This window comes from Streptomyces sp. AC602_WCS936 (assembly GCF_019049125.1).
Taxonomy (GTDB): Bacteria; Actinomycetota; Actinomycetes; order Streptomycetales; family Streptomycetaceae; genus Streptomyces.
The window spans coordinates 15,835-26,443 of the sequence record NZ_JAGMUF010000129.1; the positions used below are offsets into that span (position 1 = coordinate 15,835).

At 73.5% G+C, this 10,609-nt stretch carries 8 protein-coding genes; 4 read left to right on the forward strand and 4 right to left on the reverse strand.

Going from position 1 to position 10,609, the window contains the following annotated elements; all coding sequences use genetic code 11:
- Nucleotides 1-2: 2 nt before the first annotated feature.
- A complete protein-coding gene (locus KUM03_RS34890; RefSeq protein WP_217254575.1) occupies nucleotides 3-437 on the reverse strand; it encodes a roadblock/LC7 domain-containing protein in 435 nt (144 codons plus the stop codon).
- Nucleotides 434-3,319 (reverse strand): nitrate- and nitrite sensing domain-containing protein, encoded by a 2,886-nt coding sequence (locus KUM03_RS34895; protein WP_217254774.1) that lies wholly within the window; start codon nucleotides 3,317-3,319, stop codon nucleotides 434-436. Before KUM03_RS34895 ends, KUM03_RS34890 begins: the two co-directional genes overlap by 4 nt.
- Before the next feature lie 428 nt (nucleotides 3,320-3,747).
- Here KUM03_RS34895 and KUM03_RS34900 point away from each other — a divergent pair, with 428 nt between their 5' ends.
- A complete protein-coding gene (locus KUM03_RS34900; protein WP_302185927.1) occupies nucleotides 3,748-4,326 on the forward strand; it encodes a hypothetical protein in 579 nt (192 codons plus the stop codon).
- A 27-nt stretch (nucleotides 4,327-4,353) separates the two neighbouring features.
- Here KUM03_RS34900 and KUM03_RS34905 read toward each other — a convergent pair whose 3' ends face one another.
- Nucleotides 4,354-5,538: an NAD(P)/FAD-dependent oxidoreductase gene (locus tag KUM03_RS34905; RefSeq protein WP_217254577.1), complete on the reverse strand. Its 1,185-nt coding sequence runs from the start codon at nucleotides 5,536-5,538 to the stop codon at nucleotides 4,354-4,356.
- Nucleotides 5,535-5,858 (reverse strand): bifunctional 3-phenylpropionate/cinnamic acid dioxygenase ferredoxin subunit, encoded by a 324-nt coding sequence (locus tag KUM03_RS34910; RefSeq protein WP_217254578.1) that lies wholly within the window; start codon nucleotides 5,856-5,858, stop codon nucleotides 5,535-5,537. Before KUM03_RS34910 ends, KUM03_RS34905 begins: the two co-directional genes overlap by 4 nt.
- Before the next feature lie 203 nt (nucleotides 5,859-6,061).
- Here KUM03_RS34910 and KUM03_RS34915 point away from each other — a divergent pair, with 203 nt between their 5' ends.
- From KUM03_RS34915 to KUM03_RS34925, 3 genes are all read left to right on the forward strand, one after another.
- Nucleotides 6,062-6,886, forward strand: a complete 825-nt coding sequence (locus KUM03_RS34915) for an IclR family transcriptional regulator (RefSeq protein WP_254400343.1) — start codon at nucleotides 6,062-6,064, stop codon at nucleotides 6,884-6,886.
- A 149-nt stretch (nucleotides 6,887-7,035) separates the two neighbouring features.
- A complete protein-coding gene (locus KUM03_RS34920) occupies nucleotides 7,036-8,121 on the forward strand; it encodes an S-(hydroxymethyl)mycothiol dehydrogenase (RefSeq protein WP_217254579.1) in 1,086 nt (361 codons plus the stop codon).
- On the forward strand, nucleotides 8,118-10,592 hold the full coding sequence (locus KUM03_RS34925; protein ID WP_217254580.1) for an FAD-dependent oxidoreductase: 2,475 nt from the start codon (nucleotides 8,118-8,120) through the stop codon (nucleotides 10,590-10,592). Before KUM03_RS34920 ends, KUM03_RS34925 begins: the two co-directional genes overlap by 4 nt.
- The last annotated feature ends 17 nt before the right edge of the window (nucleotides 10,593-10,609 follow it).

Genomic DNA, 10,609 nt, shown 5'->3' on the forward strand with positions numbered 1-10,609 from the left:
ACTTACCCACTCGAGGGCAGATCGGTGCGCGGGGCGGTGCCCAGGTGCGCGCCGACCCGCTTCACGAGGAGGGTCATCTCGTAGGCGACCTGGCCGACGTCGGAGTCGGCGTCCGAGAGGACGGCGAGGCAGCTGCCGTCGCCGGCCGCGGTGACGAACAGGAAGGCGTCGTCGAGTTCGACGACCGTCTGCCGGACGCTGCCCGCCTCGAAGTGGCGGCCCACTCCCTTGGCGAGGCTGTGGAAGCCGGACGCCACGGCCGCCAGGTGCTCACTGTCCTCCCTCGTCAGGTCCTTGGAGGCCCCGGTCGCCAGTCCGTCGCCGGACAGGACGAGGGCTTTGCGGATGCTCGCGACACGGTCCACCAGGTCGTCGAGGAGCCAGTTGAGCTCGCCGGACTTGGTGGTGGTCTGGCCGGTCGCCTTCGGTGCGGTCATCGACCGTCCCCCTTAGTCGTTCCTCGTGGTGCTTGTGGTGCCGTGCCGCCGGGGACGTCGTCCCCCGTGGCGTTCTCCTGGCGGCCGCGCTGCCAGCCGCGCTGGAGCGAGGCCATGCGGCTGCGTACCTCCTCGGCGTCCCGGTCGGCGGGGTCCGGGCGGTTCTCGGCAGGTCTTTCGGTGCTCTGCCTCAGCTGGGGGGCGAGGTTGGCCTGCCGTACGCGCCGGGGCAGGGCGCCCGTCCCTGGTTCAGCGGGCGGTGTGTCCGGGGTGCCGGGTGCGGGGTCGGTGCCCTCGGTGCGGTGCTCGCCGTCGTGTGCCGAAGAGCCCCCGGGCGTGGGAGACGCGCCGCGGCGGCGGCCCGGCAGGGACGGCAGCGCGTCGGTCTCCGCGCGGTCGGTGCCGGTGCTGCCCCGGCCGCCGGTACGGTCGCCGGCGCGGTTCTCGCGCCGTCGGCGGGCCGGGAGCGCGGGGGGCTCGTCCGGTCGTTCCTGCGGCGTCGTCCGGGCTCCCCGCCGGGCCGAGTCCTTTGCGGGCGTCTCGTCCACGTCGTCCCGGTCGGTCCGTTCGGGGACCGGCCGCCCGTGCGAGCTGACCAGTTTCGGGGTCCGGCGGCGGGGCAGCGCGACCGGCCCGCTCGCCGCCTCCTCCTCGCCCCGGGGTGACGCGGCGTCGTCGTCCCGGTTCTGGCTTCGCCCGTCCGAGCGGCGGGCAGCCGGCGGGTCGTCGTCCGCGGCGACGAGGGAGCGGCGCGGGCGGAACAGGCCGCCCCGTTCGCTGTCCTGGTCGCCGAGCCCGCCCGGCAGGTCGTCGAGCGCGTCCAGGTCGACGGGCGCCTCCAGTTCCACCGGTCCGTCCAGCAACGGGGACGGCCGTCCCGGTAGCCGTGCGGGGACGTGGGCGAGGGCGGAACGGCGGTTCTCCTCCCGCTCCTTCTCCGTCACGTGCTGCGGGCGGTCGAGACGGAAGCCGACGCCGTTGGTGTCCGGGGCGTCGTCCGTCAGGAGCGCGTCGGGGACGAAGACGACCGCCGTGGTGCCGCCGTACGGGGATGGCTGCAGGGACACCCGGACGTTCTGCCGCTGGGCGAGCCGGCTGACGACGAACAGGCCCAGCCGGTCGGTGTCCGACAGCTCGAACTCCGGTGTCTCGGCGAGCCGGAGGTTGGCGTCGAGGAGGGCGTCGGCCGCCATGCCGAGGCCCCGGTCGTGGATCTCCAGGGTGAAGCCGTTGGCGACGCGCTCGCCCAGGACCTGTACGGCGGTGTGCGGTGGGGAGAACACCGTGGCGTTCTCGAGGAGTTCGGCCACCAGGTGGGTGAGGTCGGCGACGGCCGGGCCGGTGACGGCGATGCGGGGCAGCCGGCGGACCTCGATGCGCTCGTAGTCCTCGACTTCGGCGACGGCGGCCCGCACCACGTCCATGAGCTGGACCGGCTTGCGCCACTGTCTGGACGGGGCCGCGCCGGAGAGGATGACCAGGCCCTCGGCGTGCCGGCGCATGCGGGTGGTCAGGTGGTCCAGGCGGAAGAGGTCGGCGAGCTCCTCGGTGTCCTCGGTGCGGCGCTCCATGGTGTCCAGCAGGGTGAGCTGCTTGTGCAGCAGGACCTGGCTGCGCCGGGCGAGGTTGACGAAGACCTCGGAGACGCCGGCACGGAGTTCGGCCTGCTTGACGGCGGCCTCCACGGCGGCGCGCTGGAGTGTGTTGAGGGCCTGGCCGACCTCGCCGATCTCGTTCTTGTCGTACTCCAGGCGCGGCACCTCGGTCTCGACGTCCACCTCTTCGCCCGCCGAGAGGCGGCGCATCACGCCGGGCAGGCGGACGCCGGACGCCTCGTGGGCCTCCAGGCGCAGCTGCCTGAGGTCGCGGATGAGGGAACGGCCGACGCGCACGGACAGGAAGAGGGAGAACAGCAGGGCGATCAGGCCGAGGGCGCCGGCGACGACCACTTTGGCGATGGTGTTCGTCGCGACCGGGTCGACGCGGTCCTGGTAGCGGTCGGCGGCGTGGTCGTCGAGGTCGCCCAGTTCGTCGAGGACACTGCCGGCGGCGGTGTCCCAGCTCTGGGCGGTGACGCCGCGGGGCATGCCCGCCTCGGTGGAGACGGCCGCCTGCTCGGCGGTCCGCAGGGGGGCGGAGGCGGCGTTCTTCCAGAAGCGCTGGTAGCGGCCGCGTTCGGCGGCGGGCAGCAGCGGGAGGTTGATGTCGTACGTCATCGTCCGCTGGGCGACGAGGTCGGAGACGTCCCGGGCCTCGGCACGGGTGAGCCGGCCGGTGACCAGGGCGGAGCCGAGGAGGGCGTCCTCGCGGGAGAGGAGCTCGCGAGCGCGGGAGACGTTGACGAGTGCGCGGTACTGCTTGTCCAGGTTCACGTCGTCGATGACGTGGAGGTTGGCGAGCAGTTCGTGGCAGGGGTCGACGAGCCGGTTGTAGAGGCCGAGGGCCTGTGCGCGGTCGACGGTGCCGTCCTCGACGCTGCGGCGCAGCGAGCCGATGCCGTCGAAGGCGTCCAGTACGGCGGTGAGCCGCTCCTGTTCGGCCTGGCCCATCGCGTCGCGCACGTCGGCGTCCGCGGCGCCCCGGCGGATCTCGGCGACGGCCTCGTCGGTGGCGGTGCGGCTGCGCTCCAGGGCGGCCAGGCCGTCGGAGGCGCGCGGGTCGGCGAGGTGGACGAGGGTCTGGCGGCGTTCCTGCTGGAGGACGCGGATGGTGTCCTCGACCGGGTAGCCGATCTCCTCGACGACGGTGGTGACGTCGAACAGGCGACTCGCCTCGCGTCCCGTGAGCACGGTGGCGAAGCCCCAGATCGCGGTCAGGGAGACCAGCGGCACGAGAAGCAGCGCCACGATCTTCCGGCGGATCGACTTCCCGCGAAAGCGCATGGCCTCCCCCAGCTCGTCCCCCACCGGCAGGGGGTACACATGTGCGTCAACAAACGGCGCGAGCCTACTACTGACACACAGGTAACTCGAAGACCTGTCCGGAACCCGAACCTCCGCACCACTGTACGGCGATGGTCAGTTGTCCGGCCATTGCGGGAGATTGCCCACCGGGATCCGACGGCGGACGGAGTGGGGCGCCCTGCCGGGAGAGCGGGTGGGTTGGCCGGATTTTTTCGGCCGGGCGGGCTTCTCGGGAATCTTGAGCGGTCGTCGTTCGTCCTTCACTACGGGAAATGGAGGCGGAATCGGCCACAGGAGCCGCATCCCGCCTCCGGGCGGCGTAAAGCAGCGCAAGCCGGGCAGCCAGAGGGGAGCCGTGTCCTCGGACACGGGCGAGCGGTCTGCAGGCGGTGGGGAGTGACATGGTGATGGGCACGGCGGAGCGGCGCAAGGCGCCCGAGGACGGTGGTGCGGCCGGGTCGACGGCCCGCTCGGCGCGCGAGGAGCCGGATCGCGACATTCCGGCGGTGGGCCCGGAGGCGGCGGAACCGGATACGCCGGGGCAGGAGCGGCGGACTCGGGCGGACCGGCACGGAGAGCGTGAGGAGCGGCCGGCCTACCGGCCGTTGTGGACGGAGGAGCCCGCACGGCGGCGCCGGCTGCCGGATCCGGTGCGTACGGCGGCCGTGCGGGCGGTGCTGGTCGCGGCCGTGACGCTGATCCTGGCGATGGTGGCCTTCCTGTGCACGTTGGCCGGGTCCTGGCTGGCGTTCCCCATGGTGCTCGGCAGCGTGGCGGGCACGGTGGTGGCCACGTGGGGCGTGCTGGACGTGTGGGTGACCCGGCAGGTCTGGAACCAGCGGCACGGCGTGGTGTCCGTGCCGAGCAGCACCGCGCGGGCGATGCGGCGCGAGCGGCGACGGGCGAGGCGGCAGGCCCGGTCCGCGGAGCGGGCGCAGGAGCGGATACGCGGGCGGGGCGGCGCGGGGCAGTTGTCGCACCCCTGAGCCGGCCGGGCCTCGGGAGGGCTCCGTTCACGGCTCGGCGGGTCGGACCAGTTCGGCCTCTCGGGCGAGTTCGCGCCGGGCCCGCGTGAAGGAGCGCGGTCGGTCCACCGCGAGCACCGCGGTCGTCCGGCCGTCCCGTTCGTAGCGGGCGAGGAATCCGTCCGCGCCGGGAGCGCCGTCGGTGATCCCGCCCTCGGTGATGCGGACGCTGTCCCCGTGCCGGCGTCGGCCGGTGAACTGGAGGCGGGCGCCGTACTGGTCGGACCAGAAGTACGGCACCTCTCCGGCGCTCCGCACGGTTCGCCCGGCGAGCAGGTTGGTCACGGCGACGCGGGGCTGCCCGGTGGCGGAGGTCCAGTGCTCCGCGCGGGTGCCGCCGACGCGGGCCACGTCGCCGACGGCGACCACCTGCGCCAGGGACGTCACGCAGCCGTCGTCGCACAGGACTCCGTCGTTCAGTACCAGCGGCGAACCGGCCAGCCAGGTGGTGTTGGGCACGGCGCCGATGCCGAAGACCACCACGTCCGCCAGCAGGGTGCGGCCGTCGGAGAGTGTCACGGCGGTGACGGCGGCCGTACCGCGCAGCGCGGTGACGGTCGCGCCGGTCACCAGTTCCGTACCGGCGCGGCGGTGCAGCGCGGCGCACACGGCGGCCATGTCGGCGCCGAGTTGGGGCACGAGTGGCAGCGGGGCTGCTTCGACGACGGTGACGGTGTGACCGAGGGCGGCACACGAGGAGGCGGTCTCCGCGCCGATGAAGCCGCCGCCCACGACGACGACCCGGCGGGGGCCGCGGGTGAGCTCCGCACGCAGGGCGCGGGCGTCGTCCAGGGTCCGCAGGGTGTGGAGGCCGGCGAGGTCGCGGACCGCGGGGCGCCGGGCCGACGCGCCGGTGGCGACGACGACACCGTCGGCGGACACGGTGCGGCCGTCGTCGAGCAGCACCGTACGGCCGCGGGCGTCCAGGCCGCGGGCGCGCACGCCGAGCAGCCACTCCGCGTCCAGTCCGGCGGTCTCCTCGCTGTCGGTGAGGGCCAGTCGCTCCTCGTCGGCGCGGCCGGTGAGGAAGTCCTTGGAGAGAGGAGGCCGGTCGTAGGGGTGGTGGGGTTCGTCGCCGATGATCACGAGGCGGCCGTCGAAGCCCTGGGCCCGCAGTTCCCGGGCGGCGTACAGGCCCGACAGGGAGGCGCCGACGACGGCGACGGTCCTCATGCGGCGCTGCCCTCCTGCGCGGCGAGACGGACATGGACCACACCGTCCTCGACGACGACGCCGTGGGTGCGGACGGGCCGGCGGGCCGGGAGACAGGTCGGCAGGCCGGTGCGGAGGTCGAACGAGGCGGCGTGCAGCGGGCACTCGACCAGGCAGCCTTCCAGCCAGCCCTCGGAGAGGGAGGCGTCCTGGTGGCTGCACGTGTCGTCGATGGCGTAGAGGTCGCCGTCGTCGGTGTGGAAGACGGCGATCGGCGGACTGGTCGCGACGCGGACGGACTCACCCTTAGGGAGGTCTTCGAGGCGGCAGACGGGAATCATGGGCTCCCCTCTCGGTACGGACCGCATGGCGGGGAGGGGTCGGCACGCGTACCCTTCCGCGATCCGGACGCTTCGGTAACATGATGTTTCACATGGCGCACTGGAGAGCGCTATACGCAACAGAATCCGGGCGGGCGCCCTTGGCGTCAAGGGCTTCCCGCGGACGCGGCCCGAATGGGCCGTCAGGCGGTGGGAGTCGAGCCATGCCCCGCACACACAAGCAGTCCGACCATGGTGAGGACCACGTGGAGAACAAGCAGGCCGGCAGAGGCGCGGCGAGCGGCGTGCAGTCGGTGGACCGCGCCGTGAGCGTCCTGGAGATCCTCGCCCGGCACGGCGAGGCCGGCGTCACCGAGATCGCCGACGAGCTGGACGTGCACAAGTCCACCGCCTTCCGCCTGCTCGGCGTCCTGGAGAACCGCGGTCTGGTGGCCCAGGAGAAGGAGCGCGGCAAGTACTACCTGGGGGCGGGCGTGCTGCGGCTCGCGGGGGCGGCGGCGGTGCGGCTGGACATCTCGCAGGAGGGCGTTCCGGTCTGCCGCGAACTCGCAGACGAACTGGGCGAGACGTCGAACATCGCGGTGCTCGACGACGACGCGGCGGTCAACATCATGCAGGCGCGCGGCACCGCCTCGGTGACGGCGCAGAACTGGCTCGGCCGGCGCACCCCGCTGCACGCCACCGCCAGCGGCAAGGTACTGCTGGCCCACCTGCCGACCACCCTGCGCGAAGGCCTGCTGGCCCGCCCCCTGCACCGGTTCACCGAGCACTCCGTCACCGGCGCGGCGGTGCTGCGCGGCGAGCTGGCGACCGTGGCGGACCAGGGCTACGCGATCACGCAGGAGGAACTGGAGATCGGGCTCGCCGCCGTGGCGGCGCCCGTACGCTCCCACGACGGCAAGGTGATCGCCTCGATCAGCGTCTCGGGTCCGGTGTACCGGCTGACCCCGGAGCGCCTCGCGGACCTGGCCGAACGGACCCTGGCGGCCGGGGTGGAACTGTCCCGCCGCATGGGATACGGCGGCTGACCGGGCACGCGCCCGCGTGGCGCGGCACGGCCCTGAAAAGGTTCTTCCCGGGGTTGTCACGCACCTCTTGACGGCCGCTCTCCGGCCTTCCCACTATGTTCCTCATAGCGCAACCCATCGTGCACTGCGCAACAGCAGAGGAGCTTGTCGTGACACACGAGGTCCGCGCCGTAGTCGCTGTCGAGAAGGGCGCACCGGTCGAGGTGCGGACGATCGTCGTCCCGGACCCGGGCCCAGGCGAGGTCCTCGTCGCCGTGCAGGCGTGCGGGGTCTGCCACACGGACCTGCACTACCGGGAGGGCGCGATCACGGACGGCTTCCCGTTCCTGCTGGGCCATGAGGCGGCCGGCACCGTTGAGGCGGTCGGGGAGGGCGTCACCGACCTGAAGCCGGGCGACTACGTCGTCCTCGCCTGGCGCGCCCCCTGCGGCGCGTGCCGCTCCTGCCGCCGTGGCCGCCCCTGGTACTGCTTCGACTCCCGCAACGCCGCCCGGCCGATGACGCTCCCCGACGGCACCCCGCTGACCGCCGCCCTCGGCATCGGCGCCTTCGCCGAGAAGACCCTGGTCGCGGCGGGTCAGGCCGTGCGGGTCGACCCGGCGGCCCGGCCCGAGGCGGCCGGCCTGATCGGCTGCGGCGTGATGGCGGGTTACGGGGCCGCGGTCAACACCGGCGACGTCGGCCGCGGCGACTCGGTAGCCGTCATCGGCTGCGGCGGCGTCGGCAACGCGGCCATCGCGGGCGCTGCCCTGAACGGCGCCGTGAAGATCATCGCCATCGACGTCGACGGCGGCAAACTGGACCGGGCCGAGCGGTTCGGCGCCACGCACACCGTCAACTCCCGCGGCACCGACCCCGTCGAGGCGGTCCGCGCCCTCACCGACGGCCACGGCGTGGACCTCGCGATCGACGCCGTGGGGCACCCGGAGACGTTCCGCCAGGCCTTCTACATGCGCGACCACGCGGGCGTACTGGTCCAGGTCGGCGTGCCCGCACCGGACACGACGGTCGAGCTGCCGCTCATCGACGTGTTCTCCCGCGGCGGCGCCGTCAAGTCGTCCTGGTACGGCGACTGCCTGCCGAGCCGCGACTTCCCGTTCCTCGTCGACCAGTACCTGCACGGGCAACTGGACCTCGGCGCCTTCGTCTCGGAGACCACCTCACTGGACGGGGTGGAGGAGGCGTTCGCCAAGATGCACCGCGGCGAGGTGCTCCGCTCGGTGGTGGTCCTGTGAGCGCCCGCAGCCCCTGGTCGAGCGCCCCCGTCCCCCGGCCCGTTCCCCGCGTGGTCGTCATCGGCGCCGGCATCGTCGGCTGCTCGCTCGCCGACGAGCTGACCGCCCGCGGCTGGAGGGACGTCACCGTCCTCGAACAGGGCCCGCTGCCCGCCCCCGGCGGCTCGACGTCCCACGCCCCCGGCCTGGTCTTCCGGACCAGCCCGTCCAGGACCCTCACCGCGTTCGCCCAGTACACCGTCGAGAAGTTCACGTCCCTGGAAGCGGACGGCGGGCCGTGCTTCCGGCAGGTCGGCGGCCTGGAACTGGCCACCACCCCACAGCGCCTGGCCGACCTGCACCGCCGGGCCGGGCACGCCGCCGCCTGGGGCGTGACGGGCGAGGTGGTCGGCCCCGCCCGCTGCAAGGAACTCTGGCCGCTCCTCGACGAGTCGGTGGTCCTCGGCGGCTTCCACACCCCCGGGGACGGCCTGGCCCACGCCCTGCACGCGTCCCGCGCCCAGCTGGACCGCGCCACCGCGCGGGGCGCCCGCTTCCTGGACCGTCACACGGTCACCGGCATCGAACGGCAGGACGGCAGGGTCACCGCGGTCGTCACCGACCGGGGCACCTTCCCCGCCGACCACGTCGTCTCCGCGGCCGGCTTCTGGGGGCCGGTCGTCGGCCGCATGGCCGGGGTCGACGTCCCCCTGCAACCCCTCGCCCACCAGTACGCGAGGACCGGTCCGCTGCCGGAGCTGAGCGGCACCACGGCGGAGGCTTCGAAGCCGATCCTCCGCTTCCAGGACCGCGACCTGTACTTCCGGGAGCACCACGACCGGCTCGGCATCGGCTCTTACGCCCACCGGCCGCTGCCCGTCGACCCGTTCGCCGTCCCCGCCTACGACGAGGCCCGCTCCCGGAACATGGACATGCCCTCGTCCTACCCCTTCACCGCGGAGGACTGGGCGCCGAGCTGGGAGGACTGCCGCAGGCTGATGCCCGCACTGCGCGGGGCCGGGATCGAGTCGGGCTTCAACGGCGTCTTCTCCTTCACCTCGGACGGCATGCCCGTCCTCGGCGAATCCCGCACGCTGCGCGGCTTCTGGCTGGCGGAGGCCGTCTGGGTGACCCACTCGGCCGGTGTCGCCAAGGCCGTCGCCGAGTGGATGGTGAACGGGCGGCCGGAGATCGACGTGCACGAGTGCGACCTCACGCGTTTCGAGGAAGCGCAGCGTTCACCGGCGTACGTGCGTGAGCGCGGCTCACAGCAGTTCGTCGAGGTGTACGACGTCGTCCATCCGCTCCAGCCGATGGACGGGCCACGGCCGCTGCGGGTCAGCCCCTTCCACGCCCGGCAGCAGCAGCTCGGCGCCCACTTCCTGGAGGGCGGCGGCTGGGAGCGCCCGCACTGGTACGAGGCCAACGCCGGCCTCGCCGAGGGCCTGCGGCTCCCCGCGCGCGACGCCTGGTCGGCCCGGCACTGGTCCCCCGTCGCGGCGGCCGAGGCGCTGGCCACCCGCGAGAAGGTCGCGCTGTACGACATGACCCCGCTGCGCCGCCTGGAGGTCACGGGCCCCGGAGCCCTCAGCTTCCTCGACCGCATGACCACCAACAACCTCCGCAAGAAGCCGGGAGCGGTCACGTACACCCTCCTCCTGGACGAGACCGGAGGCATCCGCTCCGACCTCACCGTCGCCCGCCTCGCGCCCGACCGCTTCCAGGTCGGCGCCAACTCCCCCGCCGACCTCGACCACCTGCTCCGGCACGCGCCCGCCGACGTCCACATCAGGGACGTCACCGCCGGCACCTGCTGCGTCGGCGTCTGGGGCCCGCTCGCCCGCGACCTCGTCCAGCCGCTCACCCCGGACGACTTCTCGCACGAGGCGTTCGGCTACTTCCGCGCCAAGGAGACGTACGTCGGCCACGTCCCCGTCACGGCGCTGCGTCTGAGCTACGTCGGCGAGCTGGGCTGGGAGCTGTACACCACGGCCGACCTCGGGCTCCGGCTCTGGGACACGCTCTGGGAGGCCGGCCGGGACCTCGGGGTGATCGCGGCCGGGCGGTCAGCCTTCAACTCCCTGCGCCTGGAGAAGGGATACCGGGCCTGGGGCGCCGACATGACCGACGAGCACACCCCGTACGAGGCGGGCGTCGGTTTCGCGGTCCGCCGCGACAAGGCCGACTTCGTCGGCAAGGCGGCGCTGGAACGCAGGGGCGAGCCGGTCCGGCGGCTCACGCCCCTCCTCCTCGACGACCCGGCGTCCGTGGTCCTCGGCAAGGAGCCCGTGCACGTCGACGGCGTGCCCGTCGGCTACGTGACCAGCGCCTCGTACGGCTACACCCTCGGCCGCTGTGTCGCCTACGCCTGGCTGCCGGCCGGTCTGGCCTCCGGAACCGGCGTGCACGTGGAGTACTTCGGCGAGAAGGTGCCCGCCACGGTCGCCGAAGAGCCGCTCTTCGACCCGCAGATGTCCCGCATCCGCCGCTAGCCCGCCAGGACACCGGG

Excerpts from the sequence above, each read along its gene's own strand:
- KUM03_RS34905 (WP_217254577.1), bottom strand. The coding sequence starts at position 5,538 with ATGAGGACCGTCGCCGTCGTCGGCGCCTCCCTGTCGGGCCTGTACGCC.
- KUM03_RS34910 (WP_217254578.1), bottom strand. The coding sequence starts at position 5,858 with ATGATTCCCGTCTGCCGCCTCGAAGACCTCCCTAAGGGTGAGTCCGTC.
- KUM03_RS34915 (WP_254400343.1), top strand. The coding sequence starts at position 6,062 with ATGCCCCGCACACACAAGCAGTCCGACCATGGTGAGGACCACGTGGAG.
- KUM03_RS34890 (WP_217254575.1), bottom strand. The coding sequence starts at position 437 with ATGACCGCACCGAAGGCGACCGGCCAGACCACCACCAAGTCCGGCGAG.
- KUM03_RS34895 (WP_217254774.1), bottom strand. The coding sequence starts at position 3,319 with ATGCGCTTTCGCGGGAAGTCGATCCGCCGGAAGATCGTGGCGCTGCTT.
- KUM03_RS34900 (WP_302185927.1), top strand. The coding sequence starts at position 3,748 with ATGGGCACGGCGGAGCGGCGCAAGGCGCCCGAGGACGGTGGTGCGGCC.